This window comes from Salinisphaera orenii subsp. orenii MK-B5 (genome assembly GCF_003788635.1).
Classification (GTDB): domain Bacteria; phylum Pseudomonadota; class Gammaproteobacteria; order Nevskiales; family Salinisphaeraceae; genus Salinisphaera; species Salinisphaera orenii.
Map to the genome: position 1 here is coordinate 1 of NZ_AYKH01000044.1, position 22,767 is coordinate 22,767.

Here is a 22,767-nt window from a genome sequence, read left to right on the forward strand (position 1 = left end):
TGGTCGCCATGAGCACAGCCGCGCCCGAACGCGCGAGCACCGGCGCGGCGACCAGCGCCAGTGCATCCCCGGTCCCGACGAGGACCGTCAGCGCCGTGGCCTTGGTCAGCAGCAGCAGGACCAGTGCGACCACCGCCATCGGCCCGGCCGCCGGATCGCGCATGACCGCCAGACAGCGCTCGGGATCGCGGTGGCCGGCGAACCAGGCATCCGTGCAGTCGGCCAGACCGTCGAGATGCAGGGCACCGCTCAGCGCCGCCCAGACCGCGAGCGTGAGCACCGCCGCGAGCCCCGCGTGCGCGCCCGCCAGCAGCCCCGCTGCGAGCGCGACCAGCAAGCCGATCAACAGCCCCACCAGCGGGTAGCAGACCACGGAACGCCCGGAATCGCGCGAGGCGACCGGCGTGTGCACCAGCGGCCCGACAGGCAGCGTGGTCAGCAGCGCGCAGGCGAGCCAGAAGGGTTGCAGGCGTTTCATGCGACGTCGTCCCCGCCGATGTTGTGTCCGACCAGCCGCAGCATGTCGCCTTGCGCCGCGTGCGTCACGCGGAGGCGGCTGAGACAGGCGTAGGGCGTGGCCAGCCGCTGGATGGCGGTGCCCGGCATGGCGAGCAGATCGCCGAGCAGGGCGCGCATCAGCCCGCCGTGGGTCACGATCACGCCGTGGCTGCCGCGGGCCGCGTCGATGCGATCGTCGAAGCCTTCGCGGGCGCGCGCCCGCACCGCCGCCAGCGCCTCGCCGCCGGGCGGCGGGTGGGCCTCGGGATCGGCCAGCCAGGCGGATGCCGCAGTCTCGTCCTCGGCCCAGACGTCGGCCACCGGCCGGCCTTCCCAGGCGCCGAAGGACATCTCGCGGAACCGGGCGTCCACGCTGCAGGCGAGGCCGCGCTCGGCGGCCAGGGCCTCGGCGAAGGCCCGGCAGCGGATCAGCGGCGAGCTGGTCACCCACTGCCAGTCCGGCACGCCCGCGGCCACGCGCCGCAGCCGCGCCCAGCCCGCCGCGGCCAGGGCCACGTCCCGCGAGCCGCGGAAGATGGCGCCGCCCTCGCACTCGGCGTGGCGCAGCAGGTCGATGGTCGTGGTCGCGATCCCGGTCATTCGCCGCCCCCGCCGTCGGCCACGCCGGCATCGGCGAAGGTCGCCATGTCGGCATGCACGACCAGCGCCGAGCGCAGCAGGGACAGCGCGACGACCGCGCCGCTGCCCTCGCCGAGGCGCATGCCCAGATCCAGCAGCGGCTCTGCCTCGAGGGCGGCGAGGGCGCGGCCGTGACCGGCCTCGGCCGAGCGGTGGGCGAACAGCAGCCAGTCGCGCGTGCCGGGGTTGATCGCACAGGCGGCCAGGGCGGCGACGGTGGTGATGAAGCCGTCCACCAGCACCGGCACGCCGGCCTGGGCCGCGGCCACGAAAGCGCCCGCCAGGGCCGCGATCTCGAGCCCGCCGACCCGCTGCAGCACCGCGAGGGCGCGCTCGGGGCCGGCCAGTGCCCGCCAGTCGCCGCCGTGGCGGGCCAGACCGGCGGCGATGGCCTCGCGCTTGCGCGCCAGGCCGGCGTCGTCCACGCCGGTGCCGCGACCGATCGCCGCCTCCGGCGCGACGTCGAGCAGCCCGGCCAGCACCGCAGCCGCGCTGGTGGTGTTACCGATGCCCATCTCGCCGCCGATGAACAGCGACGCGGCCGCGTCGACACGTGCGCGGCCGGCGGCGAGCGCGGCCTCCAGCAGCGGCGGCGTCAGCGCCGGCGTCAAGGTGAAATCCGCGCTGCCGGGTGCCAGCTGCAGGTCGAGCACGCCGGCGGCGGCCGGCAGCGGCTCGACCGTGCCCAGATTGACCACGGTCAGACGCGCGTCGCCGGCGCGCGCGAGCACGGCCACCGCGGCGCCGCCGGTGGCGAAGTTGGCGATCATCTGCCCCGTGACCGCCTGCGGAAAGGCCGAGACCCCGCGCGCCGCCACGCCGTGATCGGCGGCGAACACGCAGACATCGACGCGCTCCAGCCGGGGCACGGCGCGCCCCTGCCAGCCGGCGAAGTCCTCGGCCAGAATCTCCAGGCGGCCGAGGGCCCCGGGCGGCTTGGTCAGCTGTCGTTGACGGGCGCGCGCCGCCGCCCGGGCCGTGGGGTCGATGGCGGCGGTGGGCCGCAGCAGCCAGTCGTTCATGGGCAGTCGTCCTTCAGGGTCGTCGGCAGGCCGGCCACCACCAGGGTGACGCGGGCGCAGGTCGCGGCCAGACGCTGGTGCAGGCGCCCGGCCTCGTCCACGAACGTGCGCGAGAGCGCGCCCATCGGCACCACCCCGGAGCCGACCTCGTTGCTGACCAGCAGCAGCCGGGCGCGGCTGGCCGCGACCGCCGTCAGCAGCGCCTCGCGTTCGGCGGGCCAGCAGTCTTCGGTGAGTGCGTTGGTCAGCCACAGGGTGAGGCAGTCGACCAGCACGCAGGTGCCGGGCGCGTCGTGGCGGGCCAGCGCGGCGGCCAGATCCAGCGGCGCCTCGACCGTCTCCCAGCGCGGGTCGCGCCGGGCCCGGTGGCGGTCGATGCGGTCCTGCATCTCCGAATCCTGCGCCCGGGCGGTGGCCACATAGACCCAGCGGCCGACATCCCCGGCCGCCAGCGCCTGCGCTTCCGCGAAGGCGGACTTGCCGCTGCGGGCCCCGCCGAGCACCAGATGTGCGCACCTACCCTCAGCCATGCAGCACCACCGGTGTATGGGTGCGCGGATGCGTCATCACACAGGCATCGGCATCGAAAAGGCGGCGCATGGTATCGACCGTGACGACATCCGCCGGCACGCCCTGAGCCACGGCCGCGCCGTCGCGCAGTGCGAGCATGCGATCGGCGTGGCGCGCGGCCAGGCTGATGTCGTGCAGCACCACGACCACGGCCGCACCGCCGGCGGCGAAGGCGGCGATGCGATCCATGACCAGCGCCTGATGGCCGATGTCCAGCGCGGCCACCGGCTCGTCGAGCAGCAGCAGGCGCTCACCGGCGTCCTCCGGGCGCCAGATCTGGGCGAGCACGCGGGCCAGCTGGACCCGCTGCTTCTCGCCGCCCGACAGCCGCGGGTACAGCCGGCGGCGCAGATGATCGATGTCGGTGGCCGCACAGACCGCCTCGATCACGGCCCGGTCGGCGACCGCGCCTGAGGCGTGCGGGGTGCGCCCGAGGGCCACCACCTCGTCCACCGTGAACGGGAAATCGAGCGTGCTCGCCTGCGGCAACAGCGCCAGTCGACAGGCCCGCTCGCGATCGCCGAGCGCGGTCAGCGGCCGGCCGCCGACACGGATGTCGCCGCGCGCGGGGGCGTGATCGCCGATCAGCGTGTGCAGCAGGCTGGACTTGCCGGCGCCGTTGGGCCCGATCACGGCCAGCCGCTCGCCGGCGGCCAGATGGAACGACAGCCCGCGGAGCAGGGTCCGGCCGCCGCGGGCGACATCGACGTCGGCCACCTCGAGCATCACGGCATCCCGTATTCGCGCCGCCGCCGCAGCAGCGAGATGAAGAACGGCGCCCCCAGCAGCGCGGTGAGCAGCCCCACCGGCAGCTCGCTCGGGGCGATCACGAGGCGCGCCAGGGTGTCCGCGGCCAGCAGCAGCACCGCGCCGGCGAGCGCCGAGGCCGGCAGCAGCCCGCGGTGGTCCGGCCCGATCAGCATGCGCACCACATGCGGCACCACCAGCCCGACGAAGGCGATGGCTCCGGCCACCGCCACCGAGACCCCGACCCCGGCCGCGGCCAGAAGCACCAGCCGGCGCTTGACCGCATCCACGGCCACACCCAGATGGCGCGCCTCGGATTCGCCCAGCAGCAGGGCGTTGAGTGCGTTCGCCTGGGCTGGCAGAACGCCGAGGATGACCACGGCCACGGCGGCCACGATGGCCACCCGCGGCCAGTTCGCGCCGTCCAGACCGCCCATGCGCCAGAGGCTGATCCGGCGCAGCATGTCGTTGCTGGCATAGAACTCAAGCAGCGAGGACAGGCTGCCGGCGATCGCGCCGATGGCGATGCCGGCCAGCAGCATGGTCGCCACCGACGTGCCGGCGGCGTCGGTGGCCAGCCGGTAGACGACGATCACGGCCAGAGTGCCGCCGGCGAAGGCGCCCAGCGAGACCAGCGACAGCCCCGCCAGCCCGGACAGGGCGCCGCCGAAGACGATGGCCAGGCTGGCGCCGGCCGAGGCCCCGGCGGTCACCCCGATCAGCGAGGGATCGGCCAGCGGATTGCGGAACAGCCCCTGCATGGCCGCGCCGCAGACCGCCAGCAGCGCGCCCACCAGGGCGGTGAGCACGGCGCGCGGCGCGCGGATGTGCTGCACGATCAGCCCGAGCCGGGCGTCGTCGCCCTGACCGACCAGCGCCGCGAACACGCCGGCGGGCGGCAGCGCCACCGCGCCCAGCAGGATCGCCACCAGCAGCGCCGCCGGCAGCGCCAGTGTCAGCACGACGAGCAGCGTGCGCGGCTTCACGGCAGCCGGTCCAGATCGATGGCGGCCTCGACGGCGTCGGCCAGCCGCTCCAGTTCCGCCTCGCGGATCGCCTGCTGGTCGACCGCCTGACCGTCGGCCAACCCCGCCCAGGCCAGCAGGGCGTCGCAGCCGGCGGCGGTGTCGAACAGGCCGTGCAGATAGGTGCCGGCGATCTGTCCGTCCGCCGAGATCGCGCCGTCGGGGCCGTCGGCCAGGGCCACGAACGGCCGCGCCAGCGCGGCCCCGGTGGTGTGGCCGCAGTGGATGCGATAGCCGCGCACCGCACCGCCCGCGACCAGCGTGCCGGCCACGTTCTGCAGGTGTTTCTCGGTGTCGATCGTGGTCTCCAGATCGAGCAGGCCCAGCCCCGCGGTGGTGCCGGGCGCGTCCTCCACGCCTTCCGGATCGGCCACGCTGCGCCCCAGCATCTGGTAGCCGCCGCAGATGCCGAGCAGCTTGCCGCCGTAGCGCAGGTGCCGTCGGATATGGTCGTCCCAGCCGCGCTCGCGCAGGAAGGCAAGGTCCGCACGCACGTTCTTGGAGCCGGGCAGCACAATCAGATCCGCACCGCCCGGGCGATCGCCGGGCCCGACCCAGCGCAGATCCACCTGCGGGTGCAATCGCAGGGCGTCGAGGTCGGTGTGGTTGGAGATGCGCGGCAGGGCCGGCACCTCGACCACCATCCGGGGCTCGCCGTCCAGGCGCTGGTCGCGCGCGATCGCGTCCTCGGCCTCCAGATGCAGACCGGTCAGCCAGGGCAGCACGCCGAACACCGGCTTGCCGGTATGGGCCTCGAGCCAGTCGAGACCGGACTGCAGCAGGGCGATATCGCCGCGGAAGCGATTGATCACGAACCCGGCCACCCGGTCGCGTTCGGAGTCCGACAGCAGCGCCAGCGTCCCCACGATCTGGGCGAACACGCCGCCCTTGTCGATATCGGCGACCAGGATCACCGGACAGTCCACGGCCTCGGCGAAGCCCATGTTGGCGATATCGCCGTCGCGCAGATTGATCTCGGCGGGGCTGCCCGCGCCCTCGACCAGCACCCGCTCATGGGCCGCCGCCAGACGGGCGTGGGAGGCGCGCACGGCGGCCATCGCGACGCGCTTGTAGTCGTGATAGGCGCCGGCCCCCATCGCCCCCACGGCGCGGCCGTGGACGATGACCTGGGCGCCGGTGTCGCTGGAGGGCTTGATCAGCACCGGGCTCATGTCGATCGTCGGCGCCAGCCCGCAGGCCTGGGCCTGGACGGCCTGGGCGCGGGCGATCTCGCCGCCGTCGACCGACACCGCGCTGTTGAGCGACATGTTCTGCGGCTTGAACGGGGCCACCGCCACGCCGCGCCGATGCCAGGCCCGGGCCAGCCCGGCGACCAGGGTCGACTTGCCGGCGTCGGTGGCCGTGCCCTGGATCATGAGCGTCCTAGCGGGCATGGGCCACTCCCCGCATCCCCGCCAGCGCGTCGCCGAGCGCGGCGATCATCAGCCGCGCCGCGAGCTCGCCGAAACGGGTGTGCTTGCCGGTGTAGGCCAGCGGCGCGCCGTCGAGGCCGGCGAAGACCGCGGTGGCGTCGGTCCCGGTGCCGGTGGCCGGCGCGCCCGTGACGGGGCTGGTCACGCCGTGATCGGCGAGCGTCGCCGTCTTGGCCTCGGTGAGCGTGGCCAGCGTCTCGGCACAGGCCGCCGGCGTCAGCGCCAGACTGGTGCCGAAGGCGCAGTTGATGGTGCCGACCGGCTCATCACCAAGCGGCCCATCGCCGGCCGGCACCAGCTCGGCGCCGTCGGCGGGGTCCCCGGCGCGGCGGGCGTTGGCCAGACCCGCGGTGAGCAGCAGACACAGCGTGTGGCCGGCCTCGCGGACGCTGGCCAGCCGCAGCCGGTGCATCCAGGCGCCGGTCATCATGCCCACGCTGTCGGCGGGCAGGCCTCGCGCCGCCGCGGTCTCGGCGACCAGCGCTGCGGGCCCGCCGGCGTGCCGGGGCGCAGCGGCATCAACGGTCATGTTGCAGAAACCGCCGGCCTGCCCCCAGCCGCCATTGACCAGCGCCGAACTGAGCACCGGGCGCGGGCGATCGAAGAGCACGCCGACGGCCCCGCGATCGACGCGGCCGTGCCAGCCGGGCGGCAGGGCACCGGCGGGCAGAGCGAGCGGCGTCGCGTCGCCCGCCAGCGCTGCGGCCGACCAGCATGCCGGCGCGCCGTGCGCGTTGTCGTCCGCGGCGGCGATCAGTAGTCCACGCCCCGCCGCGCCTTGATGCCGGCCTTGAAGGCGTGCTTGACGTTGTCGACCTCGGAGACCGTGTCGGCGAGCTCACGCAGGGCCGAACCGCCGCCGCGACCGGTGACGATCACCGACTGCTCCTGCGGCCGGTTCGCGATCGCATCCAGCACGCGCTGCTCGTCCAGATACTTGTAGCCAAGCATGTAGGTCAGCTCGTCGATGACGACCAGATCGTAGGAGGCATCGCGCAGCATCGGTTCGACATAGCCCCAGGTCCGCTCGGCGGCTTCGATGTCGCCCGAGCGATCCTGGGTGTTCCACGTGAATCCAGTACCCATCTGGTGGAAATCCACCTGCGGGCAGTGATCGCGCAGATAGAGCTCCTCACCGGAGAGCTGCACGCCCTTGATGAACTGCACCACGCCGATCTTCTGGCCGTAGCCCAGCGCGCGCATGACCATGCCGAAGGCCGAGGAGGACTTGCCCTTGCCCTTGCCGGTGATGAACACGAACACGCCGCGTTCGGTGTCCGCGGCCTCGATCGCGGCGTCCACGCGATCCTTTTGCTTCGCCATCGCGGCCTTGTGGCGTCGATCCTTGTCGGTGTCGGTCGTCTCGTCGCTCATGGTGGCTCCGGTCGGGGCCGCAGCGGGCGCGTCGGCCCCGCTGCGGCATCGGTTTACTGCGGCTGGTAGCGCAGCGTGAAGAAGACATTGCGGTCGGCCTGATTGTAGAACCGTGCGGTCTCGTAGTCCTCGTCGAAGACATTGTTGAGCTGGGCCTGCAGCCGCCAGTCGCGTGCGACATCCATCGCGACGCGTAGATCCACGAGCTGATAGCTGTCCAGCTCGTTCTGATTGGCCAGGTCGTCATAGCTCGAATCGGCCAGCGTCAGGCTCGCGCCCGCACTGTAGCGCCCGAACGCACGATCCACATCGAACTGCGCGGAATATCCGGGCCGACGCGGCAGGTCGTTGCCCCGATCGGCGCCGTCCGTGCGATTCTCGGCCTCCAGCCAGGTGAACTGCGTGTTGAGCTGCCACTCGGCGATGGTCGTGCCGAGGCTGGCCTCGGCGCCGCGGATCCGCGTCTCCTGGATGTTCGCGGGGCCGAAAGTGGCCGCGTCGTACGCGATCAGATCGTCGATTTCAGTCTGGTAGGCGTGCAGCGACCACCGGCCCCAGTCGTGATCGGCGTCGAGGCCGATCTCCACGCTCTCCGACTCCTCGGGGTCGAGATCGGGGTTGCCGTAGTTCGGAAAATACAGCTCGTTGAACGTGGGCGCCTTGAACGCCGTGCCGTAGGAGGCGCTGAGCCGATAGGTCTCGGTCAGATCGAAGCCGTAGGTGGCCGAGCCGGTGGCGTGCTCGCCGAACTGCTCGTTGTCGTCGCCGCGGCCGGCGAGCTGGACGTGATGCCGGCCCCAGTCGCCGAGGTACTGCACGAACACGGCGCTGTTGTCGCGGCTGTCCTCGAGCGCATCGCCGGTGAAATCGTTGCGGCGATCGCCGTCGTTGTCGCCGTCGACGCTCTCGTGCTCGTAGTCCAGGCCCAGCGTCAGCAGATCGTCGTTCGGCAACGTCCAGTCGTTCTGCCAAGTGACTTGATGACGCTGCGTCTCGAAGGCGGTGACGTAGACGCCGTCCAGGAAGTTGTCGGCGTCGTCCTGGCTGTTGCCGTAGGACAGCCGGGTGCGCCAGGCCTCGACCGGCCGCCAGGTCAGGGATGTGCCGATAATCTGCTGGATGCTGTCGCTCGCGTTCTGGGCCGTGCCGTCGAACTCGACGTCGGCCTGCGAGCGCAGGAAATTGAGATCCCATTCGACGCCGTTGTCGAAGATGTGGCCGTAATCGAAGGCCAGCGAGACGCGATCGTAACCGTCGTCGTCCGGTTCGTCGGCGAAACAGCCGCCGGCGCCGGCCGCCTCCGAGCGACAGGAGTCGAAACCGTCGGTCCGGCGCCCGGTCACGCTCAGGTTGTAGTGCGAATTCTCGTCGCTGCCCGAGACGCCGACCTGACCCTCATAGGTGCCGTCGCTGCCGGCCCCGAGCTGGAAGTAGGGCCGCGTGCCGCTGGTGCCCCGGCCGTCGCGGGTGAAGATCTGGATCACGCCGCCGATCGCATCCGCACCGTACAGCGACGAACGCGGGCCGCGCACGATCTCGATGCGTTCGATCTGTTCGATCGGCAGATCCTCGATGGCGGCCTGGCCGACGGTCGCCGAGCGGTATTCGACGCCGTCGACTAGCACCAGCGTGTGATCGGATTCGGTACCGCGCAGAAAGACCGAAGTGGACTTGCCCGGGCCGCCGTTGTTGGCGATGGATACGCCCGGCGTGCGCCGCAGCACGTCGCGCACCGAACGCGCCTGCAGGCGCTCGATGTCGGCGCGCGTGACCACGGTGGTCGGCGCCAGCGTCTGCGACTCGCGCTGCGGCGTGCGCGTGGCCGTGACCTGGATGCTGTCGAGGCGATCGGCCTCGGCGGACCGCGCGTTGGCGGACGGCGCCGCGAACGTCACGGGGGCGGCCGTCGTGAACGCGCCGGCGATCGCCAGCGCTACGGCGCGACGGCCGCCGCGGAATGGATGATTCATCGGTTCCCCCTGGACTGGGACGCGCGCACCCGCGCGCCGGAAAACGGCGCGGCCGCGATCGGAGAAAACCGGAAAACGGGCGCGTGTCCGCAGGCTCGCGGGCGCCCATCAGCCGGCCATCGCCCGCCGCGATGCCGTCACCCCAAGCGACAGGCCGGTCTCCGGGCTTGCGAGCGGCTTTCGCCCGTCTGCCGCGCCTTCCCGGGCGGATGCCCAGTGGCCCATGCGGTGACGCTGACTCGCTTACCGTTGCGGGGGCAGCGCCGGCCTTGTCTGCACGCTGAGCGCGCGACGCACCGGCTTCCCGTTTCGATCCGCGGCGGCTCGGCCGCGGATACCTGTAGCGTGGAAGAGCCTAGATAGCGCGCTTGACGGCGTCAAGCCGGCGCCGACACGGGTCGGCGATTCCGGTCGGATTTTCCGCCTATCCGGATAAGCGGATATACTGTGTGGCCTCACTTCGCGACATCTGTTACATGAGCGACCAGCGAAACGAGCTGCTGCACGCCGCACTCGCAGACCGAATTCTCGTATTGGACGGCGCCATGGGCACCATGATCCAGAACCATGGTCCCGACGAGTCCGAGTATCGCGGCGAGCGCTTCGCCGATTGGGACAGCGATCTCAAGGGCAACAACGATCTGCTGACCCTGACCTATCCGGACTTGATCCGCGACATCAGCTCGGCGTATGCCGAGGCCGGGTCGGACATCATCACGACCAACACCTTCTCCTCGACGACCATCGCCCAGGCCGACTATCACATGGAGGACCTGGCGGCGGAACTCAATCGCGAGGGGGCCCGGATCGCGCGCGAGGTCGCCGACGAATACAGCACCGAGGAGCGGCCGCGCTTCGTCGCCGGGGTGATCGGCCCGACCAACCGCACCGCCTCGATCTCGCCGGACGTCAACGACCCCGGCAAGCGCAACACCGACTTCAACGAGCTGGCCCAGGCCTACGGCGAGGCCGCCGAGGCCCTGCTCGAGGGCGGCGTCGACATCATCCTGATGGAGACGATCTTCGACACGCTCAACGCCAAGGCCGCGATCTACGCCTATCGCCGGCTCCTGCGCGAGCGCGACATCGACGTGCCGCTGATGATCTCGGGCACGATCACCGACGCCTCGGGCCGCACGCTCTCGGGCCAGACCACCGAGGCCTTCTACAACTCGGTCGCCCACGCCCGGCCGCTGACCATGGGCCTGAACTGCGCGCTGGGCCCGGACGCGCTGCGCCAGTACGTCGAGGAGATCTCGCGCATCACAACCTGTTACACGCACGCTTATCCCAACGCCGGCCTGCCCAACGAGTTCGGCGAGTACGACCTGCAGCCGGACGAGATGGCCGAGCACATCGGCGAATGGGCGGAATCGGGTCTGCTCAACATGGCCGGGGGCTGCTGCGGCTCCACACCCGAGCATATCGGCGCGATCGCCGATGCGGTCGCGGGCAAGACGCCACGCCAGCGTCCCGAGATCAAGCGCGCGATGCGCCTGTCGGGTCTCGAGCCGTTCACCGCATCGGCCTGAGAACCATCGCGCGGCAGCAGCCGCGCGTCATTTCAAGCCGCCCGGCCGCCGCGCCTCGCGCGCGCCGGGCGTGACGTTTCACGGCGGTGCCGTTAGCGCAGCCGCCCCGACGAGGGTCTTCATGGACGCAAGCAACTTCATCAACATCGGCGAACGCACGAACGTCACCGGCAGCAAGCGCTTCATGCGCCTGATCAAGGAAGGCGACTACGACACCGCGCTGGACGTGGCCCGCAACCAGGTCGAGAACGGCGCCCAGGTCATCGACGTGAACATGGACGAGGGGATGCTGGATTCCCTCGAGGCCATGCGCCATTTCCTGAACCTGATCGCCGGCGAGCCGGACATCGCCAAGGTGCCGGTGATGGTCGACTCGTCCAAGTGGGAGGTGATCGAGGCCGGCCTGCAGTGCATCCAGGGCAAGGGGATGGTCAATTCCATCTCGCTCAAGGAAGGCGAGGAGAAATTCCTCGACCAGGCCCAGGCTTGCCTGGACTACGGCGCGGCCGTGGTGGTCATGGCCTTCGACGAGGACGGCCAGGCCGACACCGAGGACCGCAAGGTCGAGATTGCCCAGCGTGCCTACGACATGCTGCTGGAAAAGCTCGATTTCCCGCCCGAGGACATCATCTTCGATCTCAACATCTTCGCGATCGCCACCGGCATCGAGGAGCACAACAACTACGCGGTCGATTTCATCAACGCGGTCAAGCGACTGCGTGAGACCTGCCCGCACGCCCACTTCTCCGGCGGGCTGTCGAACGTGTCATTCTCGTTCCGCGGCAACGAGACCGTGCGTCAGGCGATGCACTCGGTGTTTCTCTATCACGCCATCCCGACCGGTCTGGACATGGCCATCGTCAACGCCGGCCAGCTCGAGGTCTACGACGATATTCCCGAGGCGCTGCGCGAGGCTTGCGAGGACGTGGTGCTCAACAAGCGCGACGACGCTACCGAGCGCCTGCTCGATCTCGCCGAGGAATACAAGGGCAAGGGCAAGCAGAAGGATTCGAAGGAAGATCTCGCCTGGCGCGAATGGGAGGTCACCAAGCGCCTCGAGCATTCGCTGGTCAAGGGCATCGACACCTATGTCACCGAGGACACCGAAGAGGCCCGCCAGCAGGCCGACAAGCCGCTGGAGGTCATCGAAGGGCCGCTGATGGACGGCATGAACGTCGTCGGCGATCTGTTCGGCGACGGCAAGATGTTCCTGCCGCAGGTGGTGAAATCCGCGCGCGTGATGAAAAAGGCCGTGGCCTATCTGCTGCCCTATATCGAGGAAGAAAAGGACGAGGCCGACAAGGGCTCGAACAACGGCACCATCATCATGGCGACCGTGAAGGGCGACGTGCACGACATCGGCAAGAACATCGTCGGCGTGGTGCTCCAGTGCAACAACTTCGAGGTGATCGACCTCGGCGTGATGCAGCCGATGAACGAGATCCTGAGCGCCGCCGAGAAGCACGACGCGGACATCATCGGCCTGTCGGGCCTGATCACCCCGTCGCTCGACGAGATGGTCAACGTCGCCAGCGAGATGCAGCGCCGCGGCATGGACACCCCGCTGCTGATCGGCGGTGCCACGACCTCCCGCGCCCACACCGCAGTCAAGATCGACCCCCGCTACGACGGCGCCGTGATGTGGGTCAAGGACGCCAGCCGTTCGGTGCCGGTCGCCTCGCGCATGGTCGACAAGAAAGCCCGCGCGGAACTCGTGGACGAGCTCAAGGAAGACTACGACAAGCTGCGCGAGCGCCACGCCAACAAGAAGAAGGACAAATTCCTGACGCTGTCCGACGCCCGCGCCAACGGCGTGCAACTGGACTGGGAAAACTACGCGCCGCCGCGGCCGAAGCTGCCCGAGACAACCGAGTTCGGCGAGCGCCAGGCGCCGCCCCATGCCAAGAGCGGAGCCAACGGCGAGGCCACGCCCGAATCCGGCATGTACGTCTTCCGCGACTTTCCGATCGAGAAGCTCGTCGACACCATCGACTGGACGCCGTTCTTCCTGTCCTGGGAGATGAAGGGCCGCTACCCCGACATCCTCAACGATCCCAACAAGGGCCCGGAGGCGCGCAAGCTCTTCTACGAGGCCCAGGCCATGCTCAAGAAGATCGTCGAGGACAAGTGGCTCACCGCCAACGGCGTGGCCGGCCTGTTCCCGGCCAAGCGGGTCGGCGACGATATCCACGTGCTCTCGGACGATCGCAGCGAAACGGTGCAGGTTCTACACAACTTGCGCCAGCAGACCGAGCACCGCAAGGGCGTGCCCAACCGCTCGCTCGCCGACTTCATCGCCCCCGAGGATTCGGGCAAGGACGACTGGATCGGCGGTTTCGCCGTGACCGCGGGGCTGGGCTCCAAGGAGATCGTCGAGCGTTTCAAGGAACAGAACGACGACTACAACGCCATCCTCGTCGAAGCGCTGGCCGACCGCCTGGCCGAGTCCTTCGCCGAATGGCTGCACAAGTACGTGCGCGCCGAGCTGTGGGGCCACGCGCCGGACGAGTCGCTGGCCAACGAGGACCTGATCGGCGAGAAGTACGAGGGCATCCGTCCGGCGCCCGGCTATCCCGCCTGCCCGGAGCACACCGAGAAGGATGCGCTCTGGAAACTGCTGGACGTGGACAACACCACCGGCATCACGCTCACCGATTCGCGGGCGATGTGGCCCGGCGCGGCGGTGTCCGGCTGGTACTTCAGCCATCCCGAGTCACGCTATTTCGTGCTCGGCCGCGTGGCCAAGGATCAGGTCAAGGACTACGCCGAGCGCAAGGGCTGGGACATTGCCACCGCCGAAAAATGGATCGGCCCGAACCTCGGCTACGAGCCGGGCGGCTGAGCGTGCGCCGCCGCGGCCGGACCGCCGGCCGCGGTGCTCACGGCGCGGGCGGTCGCGCGCGCTCCGGCAGGTTGGCGGGGCGGTAGTCGGGCCGGCGTGCCAGACGCCGGGCGACCGAGACATGGATACAGGCATCCGCTGCGATACGGCGCACATGCGTGCCGAGCAATCGCCAGAACCCGCGATACGAATCGTGCAGCCGTCCCGCCGGATTCCCCTGCAGACGCGCACGGGCGTCCGGGGATACCCGCAGGCCTGCGGACTCGGCCTCGGCCAGTATCCAGCGCAGCGTGATGTCGGCCAGATCGCGGTCGACATAGCCGCCACCGATGTCGCTGTGCACGCCGGCGAACCAGCACTGGCGCACCCGCTACCCCGACGCCAGCCGGCGCTCGTCCCAGAGCGTGGGCGCGAAACTGCGGCGTCTCTCATCGATGGCCAGCGCTTGCACCGCATGCGTCACGCCCGGACTCAGGCGGTTGTCGTGAAAACGCCGCAGCCGGAGCAGCAGGCCAAGCGCACCCACCGTCTCCCACACGCCGACGAAGTGCGGGGCACAGCCCGCGACCGGGCCCGTGCGCCGACGCGCGTCCGCGATATCGTCGCCGTCGAGGTAGGCGGCCACCACCGCGCCCGCGCGATCGCGACCGGCGCGATCGAGCACCCCGCACTGATCCACCAGCGACGCCAGCGAGCGCGCGGTGAAGGCACCACGGCTGAAGCCGAACACGAACAATCGGTCGCCCGGCTCGTAGGTGTCCACGAGATAGCGATACACCCGCGTCAGGTTCTGCTTGATGCCGTAGCCGAACGCCGCGCCCAGCGCCTTGCCGAGCGTGCGCCCGACGTTCAGCGAAAAGAAGTCGGCGCCGAAGGTGCCCACCCCGGGCTCGTAGCAGGCGCACTGCTTCGGCCCGTCGGGCGCCAGCGAATCGAACAGATGGGCGACGTTGGTGTTCACGCCGCCGAACTGACTGTTCGTGCCGTCGCAGCAGATGACGATGTTCTTGGGCAAGCGGCCCCCGTGGCGGCGCGTGTCATGGCCGGTGGGTAGCCGGACGGAGCGTTACCGTCGCAGGCGTTCGGTCCGCCAACAATCCGGATTTTCCGCAACCCGCCCGGTGACGCGGCCGCCACGAGCAACGGCCACACTCAGGTCATGCGCGCGAGCACCCCGTCGTGCCGGATCACGCGGTGATACAGCACCCCGGCCACATGCAGGCCCACGAGCGCCAGGACTGCCCAGGCGAGCCAGTAGTGGATCGCCGACAGCGTCTCGGCCAGCGCCGGCGACTCGCCCACCGGGCTCGGCACCGTGCCCAACCCGAACCAGTCCAGCGGAAAACCGTGTGCGTTGGTGGCCAGAAAACCCACCACCGGCTGCGCGATCAGCACGAGATAGAGCGCCCACTGGTTGGCGTGGGCCAGCCCCGCCAGGGCGCCCGGCAGGCCTGCCGGCGGGCCCGGCGTGGTGGTGAGAAAGCGCACGCACAGACGCGCCAGCATCAGCCAGAGCACGACGAAGCCCAGCGATTCGTGCCAGAAATAGAAGCCGGTCCGAACGTCCTCGCCCACCACCGAGATCAGCGCGCCCAGCGGCCAGACCGCGAAGACGAGCACGGCGACGAGCCAGTGAAAGCAACGGGCGAGCGGGTGGTAGCCCGCCTCCTGCGGCATCGACATGACCAATCTCCGGCTTGGGGCCTGTATCAGTCTACGCCGCGGCGCGTCCCGTCGTTGCAGCGCGACGATCGCCCGAGGGCCACCGCCGCGGGCGACAACGGCCTCAGGCCGTGGCCGCGAGTTCGTAGGCGGCGAAGCGTCGCGGCGGACAGCACAGCACCAGCAGCAGTTCGCGGCCGGCCAGCCAGCGCGCGACCTCGCGGCCGTCGTCGTGATAATGCACCACGCGGCTCACCCAGCCGCGCCCGTCGGCCAGCAGCGTGCCGGTCGTCGTGACGCGGGGCAGACCGAGTATCGCCAGTGCCTGCGGCACCGCTGCCGGTACGAGACCGCGAATGGCGACCGCTTCGGCCAGCGCGCGCGTGTACGAGGTCATGCCGCAGAGGCGGCGCAGATCCTCGGCGTGACGCGCGATCGTGGCGTTGTTGCGATTTTGCATCGAGTGCTGACAATGGCTCATGAGCGTGGCCTCCCGGACCTGCTGCCGCGACCTTCGGGGCACCATTCGCGCACTCCTGGCGCCACTGCCGTGCCCGATTTCATCATGCGTAACCGGTGCCATACGGCACGGCGCGCGTCCGGGCTCCGCGGGGCCGGGACCGACCGCAAGCCAGGCCGACAAAGAGGCCGCCGTTGTCGCGTTCGCCGCGAGCGAGCGAGACCGGGCGATGCGCGTCCTTGCATTCGCAGCCGTACGCCACGGCCAGGCGGACAAACGACGCTACACTGACATCGCGGCCACGATCCGGGCCGAAACCGGCCACACGAGCAGCGCGGTCGACACCACACCGCGTCCCGAGTTGAAACCGACGTCCCGAGCGCACATTTCCCGTTCACATCCGAGACGAGTGCCGCCATGCCCGCCGATCATCTGCAACGCTTCCTGTTCGACGACACGCCGGTGCGCGGCGAGATCACGCAGCTGGAGGCGACCTATCAGGACGCCATCGCGCGCCACGACTATCCGGCGCCGATCGAACGCCAGCTCGGCGAGCTGCTGGCCGCCTGCGCGCTGCTGACCGCGACGGTCAAACTCGACGGCACGCTGAGCATCGAGATCCGCGGCAACGGAGCGCTGTCGCTGCTCATGGCCGAATCCAACCCGGGCAGCACCGAGAGCGCCCAGCGGCTGCGCGGCATCGCCCGGTTCGACGACGCGGCGGTGGCCGCGCTCGACGAGCCGTCCCTGGCCGCACTGGTCGGCGACGGCCGGGTGGTGATCACGCTCGATCCGGAGGGCGGCCAGCGCTACCAGGGCATCGTCGACCTGGCCGCGGGCACCATCGCCGGCTGTCTCGAGAACTATTTCGCCCAGTCCGAGCAGCTGCCGACCCGGCTCTGGCTGGCCACGGACGCGCATCGGGCCGCCGGCCTGCTGATCCAGAAGCTGCCGGCGGCCGAGACCACCGCCGACCCGGAGGCCTGGGAGCGCATCAACCATCTCGCCGCCACCATCACCGCCTCGGAACTGACCGCGCTGGAGCCCCGGCAGGTGCTCTACCGGCTGTTCCACGAGGAGGTGCCGCGGCTGTTCGAGCCGGCGCCGGTGATCTTTCGCTGTACCTGTTCGCGCGCGCGTTTCGGCCGCGCCCTGCACCAGCTCGGTGCCGAGGAGTTGCGCAGCGTGATCGCCGAACAGGGCGAGCTCGAAACCCAGTGCCACTTCTGCAACACGGTCTACACCTTCAGCCCGACCGATGTGGAGGCGCTGATCGAGGACCCCGACGCGCCCTCGCCCACGCTGCAGTAGGCGTCCACCGCGGCACGCGCGCCGCGCTGGCATACTCCGGGCCATGATGCCCACCGCCCGCCGTGCATGAAGACACGACTGATCGCCGCCGCGGCGCTGCTCGCCGGCCTGCTGGTCCCGCTAGCCCCGGCCGGCGCCGCGGACTACGAGATCGAGCGCATGCAGGGGGACGTCTACCGTTTCACGGCGGGCAACTACCGCTCGGTGTTCATGGTGACCGACGCCGGCATCGTGGCCACGGACCCGATCGACGCCGAGGCCGCCGCCTGGCTCGGGCGTGAACTCGAGACGCGCTTCGACGCGCCCCTGCGCTACGTGATCTACAGTCACAATCACATCGACCACACCTACGGCGGTCGCGCGCTCGACGGCGAGGGCGTTCGCTTCGTCGCCCACCGGCTGGCGCGCGCCGATCTGGTGCACACCCGCGCCGACACGCGCATCCCCGAGCTGACGTTCAACGACGAGATGACGCTCCATCTCGGCGCCGCCCGGGTGCATCTGCGCTACCACGGCGTGAACAACGGCCGCGGCTCGATCAGCATGCACTTCCAGCCGGCCGACGTGATGCACGTGGTCGACTGGATCGTGCTCGGCCGCATGCCCTACCGGGATCTCAAGGGCTACGACATCCAGGGCATGATCGACAGCACCGACGAGATTCTGGCCATCGACTTCGATCTGTTCGTCGGCGGCCACGCCGAGGCCGGCAGCCGGGCCGACGTCGCCCGCTACCGCGACTATCTCGAACAGCTCTACACCCGGGTCCGCGACGGCATGCTCGCGGGCAAGTCGCTCGCCACCCTGCAGGATGAGATCCGCCTGCCGGCCTTCGACGATCTGCGCATGTACGACGAATGGCTGGCGCCGAACATCGCGGGCGTCTACCGCACGCTCAACGACCGCTCCTATATGGACATGCGTCCGGACGTGCCCGACACGCCCGAGTGATCGCCGCACTCGCGTCGGCGCTCAGTATTCGCGGGCGTTGTCCAGGCCGCCTTCGTAGACCGGCGTGCCCCCGGTGGCCTCGATCAGCGCCTCGGCGATCGGGCGCACGGATTCGTCGTTGGTGGTCCAGGGAATCTCGAAGTCGGCCGCCTCGACCGCGTCCGGCGACGGAAAACTGGCGGCACCCTTGAGATTGAAGGCGCGGATGAAGCGGGTGCCCTCGAACAGGCGCGCCGAATAGACCGCCTCCCCGACCGCCTCGGCCTTGGCGGCGATCTCGCCGTCGCGATGGGCGAAGGCGTTGTCCACATTCACCAGCACCTTGCCGACCATCGCCTCGCCGTGCGCCTCGGCGATCGACGGCTCGGCGGCGTAGGGTACCGCCAGCGTGACGATATCGGCGCGCTCCACCGCGGCGCCCACCGCCATGGCCTCGGCGCCGTGACCGGCCGCGGCCACCACGTCGTCCAGCTCGTCCGGATGCCGGGTGGCGAATATCACGTGATAGCCGGCGGCTGCCCAGAGATTGCCCAGCGCCTGGCCCATGTTGCCGGCGCCGATCATGGCGATGATCCGCGACGGCTCGGACGCGGCGTTCGCGCCCGCACCGGCCGCCGTGCCCGCCAGCATCAACAGGATCAGCGCCGAGGCCGTCAGGCCGGGACGGCGGCGGCGAGTGCGCCGCGACGTGCGAAGCCGGTCGAATCGAAACATGGCCGTTCCTGCGGTCGGATGATCGTTCCGTATTCCTATCACGCCGGTGCGATCGGCGCGACGGCCCGGCATCAAAAGCGAGCGCGCGACCAACCGGCCGACCGCGATCGAGCACCGCCGACACGCCCGGTCGGTGCAGGGCGATCAAAATGCCCTAGACGGGAAACCAGCGATCCGGGTCCAGCGCGTGCCGCTCGACGTAGGCGATCTGCTCGGCGGTGAACACCTCGTGCGCCTTGGAAGACGCCGGCCGGATCGCACGGCTGTTGCGCTTCCAGACCTCGTGGTCCTTGACGATATCGGTCGTGTCGTACACCGGGTGCAAGGAATCGGCGGGCAGGCCCAGAAACGCCTCCAGCCGCCTCAGATGGCGGTCCACATCCGCGGCCAGCGCCTCGTAGCGCAGGATCAGATGCCCGTCGGCGCCGCGGCGGGCCACCGAGCAGGACAGCGCCCGATTGTAGTACCGGACGGCCTTGACGAGACCGTTGGCGCCGCCGAAACGCTCACCGAAGGTCGAATACTTGCGCGCGGCGTCCACGAGCGAGGCGATGTTGTCCAGCGGCGACCGCACGATGTGCACGAACTGCGGCTGCGCGAAATGACGCTCGATAAGGTCCAGCACGAAGATGTTCTGCGGGCTTTTCTCGACCCAGCGCCGGTCGCCGGCCACGGCGTCGAGCATCTCGCCGAACTGGGTATAGATCCGCGCGATCGAGCGCTCCCGCCCCAGCGCTCGGCGCCGCACTTCGTCGCCCAGCGCCTGCGGCAGCTTGTCCACATTCTTGGACCAGTCGAACTTCCGGGTCAGACCGGCGCGGTTGTACAGTCCCCGAAGACGATCCCGCAGCACCCGACGGACGCCGCCCACGTGCCCGAAGCGACGACGATCCAGGTCGTCGGCGACGGCATAGAGCCGGTTGGTTTCCGGCAACGCCAGCAGGCGATCGCTCGTGGCCAGAAGCGACTGCACCAGCGTCGTGCCCGAGCGCGAGCAGCCGACGACGAACAACGGGCGGTTGGCGTGCATGAAAACTCGCTGGACTGAGCGAGAGCCGACCGGCCCTGCGTAAACCTCGACCCGGCCGGAGTCGCCAGCCGGTCGCCCCGGTTACCATCACAGCGCGAGCCCGTGCCGGGTGGTGGCACGCACAAAGCCAGCGAGCCGGGCGCCGTGGAACGTCAGGCGAGAGCCTCGCATCGCCGGTGTATCCGGTCAATGCGTGTCATGGCCTCGCATTGCATCGCCGCTGAACGCTCCCCTTGCCGTTCCCGACGTCCGGCCGCCGTTTAGCGGGTGCCGCGATCCGCCGGACAGCGCTGCGCCGCCACTTTCGGATGCGTCACGGGAAACAGTGCGGGTCACGCACATGAATCCGCCGCGGCGTCCGTCGTGCCAATCCCGGACATGTCCGGCGCAGAACGTCCTTCGGTTCGACCACGCGACCGGCCGATACCCCCGGCAGCGGCCGACATTCGTCGTGGCGCTACGACGCGCTCTCGTGTTCGAGCATCGCCGGATGCCCGCGAGACGCCTTTCCGAAACGGGGGAATCCAATGAAGCAAATCATGCTGACCTGCCTGGTCATATCAGGCAGCCTGCTCTGTGCGGCCTGCGCCACCATCGTCGGGGGAACCAGCCAGAGCGTGTCTTTCGAATCCGAGCCGAGCGGCGCCACGGTACGCGTGGACGGCAAGGCGATAGGCGAAACGCCCGTCAGTACGCGCCTGGATAAAAAGGACGATCAGACGCTTACCTTCGAACTGGCGGGGTACAAGACCGTCACGAAGGAGCTGGCAACCAAGACCGAGCCGTGGTTCTTCGGCAATCTGATCACCGGCGGGCTGTTCGGCTCCACGACGGACTTCGCCTCGGGCGCGGTCTACGAATACAGCCCCGACCAGTATTTCGTGACGCTACCGCCCGAGGACAGCGCGGGCATGCTCAACGATCGACAGCAGATCGAGCGCTACGTCGTGGTCATCTATGACGAACTGCGCCGTGCGGCGGCCCGGGGCCACGCCGAGACGAACGACACGTTCGCGAATCTGATGGATGCGCTCGGCATCGATCCGGACGAGACGACCCGAATCGACACGCTGTCCCGGCTGATCATGGATCACCCGGATGCGGTCGCCGGCGCGAACGCGATTGCGGATCGGTACTACTGAAAACCCGGTTCAACCGGGCGCCGACACGAAACCGGGCGGGACCGCGCGGCCGTCAGGACGACGCATCTCGGCGCTCGTTTCGGACAAAAAAAAGGGGGCCGGATCGCTCCAGCCCCCTTTTTTGCGTTCGTAACTTAAAGCGGAACGACGCTATTGGCGCAGGGCCCTTTCTTGCCCTCGCCTACTTCAAACTCGACAGCCTGCCCGTCTTCGAGACTGGCAAAGCCGCTCATCTTGATCTCCGAATGGTGAACGAAGAGATCCTTGCTGCCGTCTTCAGGAGCGATAAAGCCGAAGCCTTTCTCCGAGCTGAACCACTTCACTGTGCCTTTGGCCATACTTTACTCTTGGTGTTAACCGTTTTGATTGATGCAGTTTCCTGCGCGATCAGTATAGGCGTCACGGCCGCAATGCACGAATAACGCGCCCGGATTTCATCCGGAAAATCAGTCGGCTCCGCGCCCGGAATGCGGCTTTTGCGGTCTGGCCACACATTGCTTGAAGCAATAAAAGTGATCGTGAACACGATGTTGGCGCCGCCGACCGGCGATCGGCGCGTGCGCCTGCGGCGCCGGCAGCCGTCCGTATGGCGACGACACCATCGTTGTGAGAAACGGCGCGTCGGTGCGCGATTTGCGCCCGACTCGGCGCCGGCCCGCTAGCGGGTCGCCCGCGCCAGCCACCGATCCAGCGCATTGGCGAACGCCTGACGCTCGCGTTCGCCGAGCGCGGACGGGCCGCCGCCGTGGATACCGCTGGCGCGCAGCGTGTCCATGAAGTCGCGCACGGTCAGGCGGGCGGCGATATCGTCGGCCGAGTACATCTCGCCGCGCGGATTGAGCGCATGGGCGCCCTTGTCCATGACCTCGGCGGCCAGCGGAATGTCGGCGGTGACGACCAGATCGCCCGCGGCCACCCGGCGCACGATCTCGTTGTCCGCGACATCGAAGCCGCCCGGCACCTGAATGGCCTGCACCTGGGGCAGCCGCGGCACCTGCAGCGGCTGGTTGGCCACCAGCGTCACGGCCATGCCGGTGCGCCGGGACGCCTTGAACAGGATCTGCTTGACCGTGACCGGACAGGCGTCCGCGTCCACCCATATCTGCACGCCATGCTCCGGCTGCGCCCCGCGGGGTCGAGGCCGCGAGCATAACGCGTCGAACCGGACCTCGGGCGGGGCGGACGCTCGGAGCGATCGCACGCGCCCACGGTAATCACGTATTCTCACGGCGGGCGCCCACCGTTGACACAGGAGATCCATGCTTTTTCAGGACGCGATCGGCCAGCTGAAACCCCAGGACGAGGACGGCGTAACCGTGGTGATCGAGACGCCCATGGGCAGTCGTCAGAAATACGACGTCGACCACGACACCGGGCTGTTCAAATGGGCGCTCGAACTGCCCGAGGGCGTGACCTTTCCGTTCTCGTTCGGCTTCGTGCCCAACACGCTGGCCGAGGACGGCGACCCGCTCGACATCATGCTGCTGATCGACGGCGAGATCCCGCAGGGCACCGTGGTCAAGGCCCGGGTGGTGGGGGTGCTGCAGGCGGAGCAGGACGAAGGCCACGACGGCGAGGCCGAGATGGTCCGCAACGACCGGATCGTGGCGGTGGCGAACCTGTCCCGCGTCTACACCGGCGTAGACGCCCTGGACGATCTGCGCCCCGGCCTGATGTGGGAATTCGAGCAGTTCTTCGTCACCTATAACAAGATGATCAAGCGCGACTTTCGCGTGCTCGACCGCGGCAGCGCCGAGCAGGCCCAGCAGATGCTGGTCGAGGCCGTCGAACGCGCGAACAAGGGCTGACAGACAGGCGCATCCGGCCCGGCACCGCACCGCTCGC

The 22,767-nt window shown here is 69.6% G+C and carries 20 protein-coding genes, 3 pseudogenes and 1 riboswitch; of the genes and pseudogenes, 6 read left to right on the forward strand and 17 right to left on the reverse strand.

Going from position 1 to position 22,767, the window contains the following annotated elements; translation table 11 throughout:
- The 10 genes from SAOR_RS16075 to btuB form a co-directional block, all read right to left on the reverse strand.
- The coding region (locus tag SAOR_RS16075; protein WP_185015737.1) for an adenosylcobinamide-GDP ribazoletransferase at nt 1-478 on the reverse strand (478 nt) is incomplete at its 3' end.
- A complete protein-coding gene (locus SAOR_RS16080) occupies nt 475-1,098 on the reverse strand; it encodes a histidine phosphatase family protein (protein ID WP_123632318.1) in 624 nt (207 codons plus the stop codon). The genes SAOR_RS16075 and SAOR_RS16080, both read right to left, overlap by 4 nt.
- Entirely contained in the window at nt 1,095-2,159 is a 1,065-nt protein-coding gene (cobT, locus tag SAOR_RS16085; RefSeq protein ID WP_123632319.1) for a nicotinate-nucleotide--dimethylbenzimidazole phosphoribosyltransferase, read from the reverse strand. Before cobT ends, SAOR_RS16080 begins: the two co-directional genes overlap by 4 nt.
- Nucleotides 2,156-2,689, reverse strand: a complete 534-nt coding sequence (gene cobU, locus SAOR_RS16090; protein WP_123632320.1) for a bifunctional adenosylcobinamide kinase/adenosylcobinamide-phosphate guanylyltransferase — start codon at nt 2,687-2,689, stop codon at nt 2,156-2,158. Before cobU ends, cobT begins: the two co-directional genes overlap by 4 nt.
- Nucleotides 2,682-3,455 carry a heme ABC transporter ATP-binding protein gene (locus SAOR_RS16095; protein WP_123632321.1) on the reverse strand — a complete coding sequence of 258 codons (774 nt, stop codon included), beginning with the start codon at nt 3,453-3,455 and terminating at the stop codon, nt 2,682-2,684. The genes cobU and SAOR_RS16095 overlap by 8 nt, the downstream gene beginning before the upstream one ends.
- Nucleotides 3,455-4,462 carry a FecCD family ABC transporter permease gene (locus SAOR_RS16100; protein ID WP_123632322.1) on the reverse strand — a complete coding sequence of 336 codons (1,008 nt, stop codon included), beginning with the start codon at nt 4,460-4,462 and terminating at the stop codon, nt 3,455-3,457. Before SAOR_RS16100 ends, SAOR_RS16095 begins: the two co-directional genes overlap by 1 nt.
- Nucleotides 4,459-5,895: a cobyric acid synthase gene (locus SAOR_RS16105; protein WP_245965513.1), complete on the reverse strand. Its 1,437-nt coding sequence runs from the start codon at nt 5,893-5,895 to the stop codon at nt 4,459-4,461. The genes SAOR_RS16100 and SAOR_RS16105 overlap by 4 nt, the downstream gene beginning before the upstream one ends.
- Nucleotides 5,885-6,544: an adenosylcobinamide amidohydrolase gene (locus SAOR_RS16110; RefSeq protein WP_185015738.1), complete on the reverse strand. Its 660-nt coding sequence runs from the start codon at nt 6,542-6,544 to the stop codon at nt 5,885-5,887. Before SAOR_RS16110 ends, SAOR_RS16105 begins: the two co-directional genes overlap by 11 nt.
- 143 nt (nt 6,545-6,687) lie before the next feature.
- The gene (gene cobO, locus SAOR_RS16115; RefSeq protein WP_123632324.1) at nt 6,688-7,308 is read right to left on the reverse strand and encodes a cob(I)yrinic acid a,c-diamide adenosyltransferase; all 621 of its coding nucleotides are present in this window, start codon (nt 7,306-7,308) and stop codon (nt 6,688-6,690) included.
- A 53-nt stretch (nt 7,309-7,361) separates the two neighbouring features.
- Complete coding sequence (gene btuB / locus SAOR_RS16120; protein ID WP_123632325.1) at nt 7,362-9,278, reverse strand: TonB-dependent vitamin B12 receptor; 1,917 nt, start codon at nt 9,276-9,278, stop codon at nt 7,362-7,364.
- A 135-nt stretch (nt 9,279-9,413) separates the two neighbouring features.
- Nucleotides 9,414-9,635: riboswitch (cobalamin riboswitch) on the reverse strand.
- A gap of 119 nt (nt 9,636-9,754) precedes the next feature.
- Here btuB and SAOR_RS16125 point away from each other — a divergent pair.
- Both SAOR_RS16125 and metH read left to right on the forward strand, forming a co-directional pair.
- Nucleotides 9,755-10,796 (forward strand): annotated as a pseudogene (locus tag SAOR_RS16125) (homocysteine S-methyltransferase family protein); the annotation flags it as partial.
- Between the two features lie 132 nt (nt 10,797-10,928).
- Nucleotides 10,929-13,652 (forward strand): annotated as a pseudogene (gene metH / locus SAOR_RS16130) (methionine synthase); the annotation flags it as partial.
- Nucleotides 13,653-13,689: 37 nt separating this feature from the next.
- Here metH and SAOR_RS17160 read toward each other — a convergent pair.
- The 3 genes and pseudogenes from SAOR_RS17160 to SAOR_RS16150 all read right to left on the reverse strand — a co-directional run bounded on the left by SAOR_RS17160 (nt 13,690) and on the right by SAOR_RS16150 (nt 15,840).
- Nucleotides 13,690-14,667: pseudogene (locus SAOR_RS17160) on the reverse strand (DUF2235 domain-containing protein).
- Nucleotides 14,668-14,804: 137 nt separating this feature from the next.
- Entirely contained in the window at nt 14,805-15,335 is a 531-nt protein-coding gene (locus SAOR_RS16145) for a cytochrome b (RefSeq protein ID WP_123632330.1), read from the reverse strand.
- A 103-nt stretch (nt 15,336-15,438) separates the two neighbouring features.
- Nucleotides 15,439-15,840, reverse strand: a complete 402-nt coding sequence (locus tag SAOR_RS16150) for a hypothetical protein (protein WP_185015739.1) — start codon at nt 15,838-15,840, stop codon at nt 15,439-15,441.
- Between the two features lie 351 nt (nt 15,841-16,191).
- On the opposite strand from SAOR_RS16150, the gene hslO reads away from it, so the two are divergent.
- Nucleotides 16,192-17,085 carry an Hsp33 family molecular chaperone HslO gene (hslO, locus tag SAOR_RS16155; protein WP_123632332.1) on the forward strand — a complete coding sequence of 298 codons (894 nt, stop codon included), beginning with the start codon at nt 16,192-16,194 and terminating at the stop codon, nt 17,083-17,085.
- Nucleotides 17,086-17,151: 66 nt separating this feature from the next.
- Nucleotides 17,152-18,036, forward strand: coding sequence for an MBL fold metallo-hydrolase (locus SAOR_RS16160; protein WP_221180040.1), 885 nt, complete (start codon nt 17,152-17,154; stop codon nt 18,034-18,036).
- A gap of 21 nt (nt 18,037-18,057) precedes the next feature.
- On the opposite strand, the gene SAOR_RS16165 is transcribed toward SAOR_RS16160, so the two are convergent.
- On the reverse strand, nt 18,058-18,750 hold the full coding sequence (locus SAOR_RS16165) for an NADPH-dependent F420 reductase (protein WP_185015740.1): 693 nt from the start codon (nt 18,748-18,750) through the stop codon (nt 18,058-18,060).
- 154 nt (nt 18,751-18,904) lie between these two features.
- On the reverse strand, nt 18,905-19,780 hold the full coding sequence (locus SAOR_RS16170) for a sulfotransferase family protein (protein ID WP_123632334.1): 876 nt from the start codon (nt 19,778-19,780) through the stop codon (nt 18,905-18,907).
- A 527-nt stretch (nt 19,781-20,307) separates the two neighbouring features.
- On the opposite strand from SAOR_RS16170, the gene SAOR_RS16175 reads away from it, so the two are divergent.
- On the forward strand, nt 20,308-20,922 hold the full coding sequence (locus SAOR_RS16175) for a PEGA domain-containing protein (protein ID WP_123632335.1): 615 nt from the start codon (nt 20,308-20,310) through the stop codon (nt 20,920-20,922).
- 134 nt (nt 20,923-21,056) lie between these two features.
- On the opposite strand, the gene SAOR_RS16180 is transcribed toward SAOR_RS16175, so the two are convergent.
- Both SAOR_RS16180 and SAOR_RS16190 read right to left on the reverse strand, forming a co-directional pair.
- Nucleotides 21,057-21,260 (reverse strand): cold-shock protein, encoded by a 204-nt coding sequence (locus tag SAOR_RS16180; protein WP_123592032.1) that lies wholly within the window; start codon nt 21,258-21,260, stop codon nt 21,057-21,059.
- Between the two features lie 320 nt (nt 21,261-21,580).
- The gene (locus tag SAOR_RS16190) at nt 21,581-22,030 is read right to left on the reverse strand and encodes a YaiI/YqxD family protein (RefSeq protein ID WP_123592031.1); all 450 of its coding nucleotides are present in this window, start codon (nt 22,028-22,030) and stop codon (nt 21,581-21,583) included.
- Nucleotides 22,031-22,181: 151 nt separating this feature from the next.
- Between SAOR_RS16190 and SAOR_RS16195 the strand changes: the two genes are divergently transcribed.
- On the forward strand, nt 22,182-22,730 hold the full coding sequence (locus SAOR_RS16195; RefSeq protein WP_123632337.1) for an inorganic diphosphatase: 549 nt from the start codon (nt 22,182-22,184) through the stop codon (nt 22,728-22,730).
- The last annotated feature ends 37 nt before the right edge of the window (nt 22,731-22,767 follow it).

Excerpts from the sequence above, each read along its gene's own strand:
- hslO (WP_123632332.1), top strand. The coding sequence starts at position 16,192 with ATGCCCGCCGATCATCTGCAACGCTTCCTGTTCGACGACACGCCGGTG.
- SAOR_RS16145 (WP_123632330.1), bottom strand. The coding sequence starts at position 15,335 with ATGTCGATGCCGCAGGAGGCGGGCTACCACCCGCTCGCCCGTTGCTTT.
- SAOR_RS16160 (WP_221180040.1), top strand. The coding sequence starts at position 17,152 with ATGAAGACACGACTGATCGCCGCCGCGGCGCTGCTCGCCGGCCTGCTG.
- SAOR_RS16150 (WP_185015739.1), bottom strand. The coding sequence starts at position 15,840 with ATGGTGCCCCGAAGGTCGCGGCAGCAGGTCCGGGAGGCCACGCTCATG.
- cobO (WP_123632324.1), bottom strand. The coding sequence starts at position 7,308 with ATGAGCGACGAGACGACCGACACCGACAAGGATCGACGCCACAAGGCC.
- SAOR_RS16195 (WP_123632337.1), top strand. The coding sequence starts at position 22,182 with ATGCTTTTTCAGGACGCGATCGGCCAGCTGAAACCCCAGGACGAGGAC.
- SAOR_RS16175 (WP_123632335.1), top strand. The coding sequence starts at position 20,308 with ATGAAGCAAATCATGCTGACCTGCCTGGTCATATCAGGCAGCCTGCTC.
- SAOR_RS16165 (WP_185015740.1), bottom strand. The coding sequence starts at position 18,750 with ATGTTTCGATTCGACCGGCTTCGCACGTCGCGGCGCACTCGCCGCCGC.
- SAOR_RS16180 (WP_123592032.1), bottom strand. The coding sequence starts at position 21,260 with ATGGCCAAAGGCACAGTGAAGTGGTTCAGCTCGGAGAAAGGCTTCGGC.
- SAOR_RS16170 (WP_123632334.1), bottom strand. The coding sequence starts at position 19,780 with ATGCACGCCAACCGCCCGTTGTTCGTCGTCGGCTGCTCGCGCTCGGGC.
- cobT (WP_123632319.1), bottom strand. The coding sequence starts at position 2,159 with ATGAACGACTGGCTGCTGCGGCCCACCGCCGCCATCGACCCCACGGCC.
- SAOR_RS16095 (WP_123632321.1), bottom strand. The coding sequence starts at position 3,455 with ATGCTCGAGGTGGCCGACGTCGATGTCGCCCGCGGCGGCCGGACCCTG.
- btuB (WP_123632325.1), bottom strand. The coding sequence starts at position 9,278 with ATGAATCATCCATTCCGCGGCGGCCGTCGCGCCGTAGCGCTGGCGATC.
- SAOR_RS16080 (WP_123632318.1), bottom strand. The coding sequence starts at position 1,098 with ATGACCGGGATCGCGACCACGACCATCGACCTGCTGCGCCACGCCGAG.
- cobU (WP_123632320.1), bottom strand. The coding sequence starts at position 2,689 with ATGGCTGAGGGTAGGTGCGCACATCTGGTGCTCGGCGGGGCCCGCAGC.
- SAOR_RS16105 (WP_245965513.1), bottom strand. The coding sequence starts at position 5,895 with ATGCCCGCTAGGACGCTCATGATCCAGGGCACGGCCACCGACGCCGGC.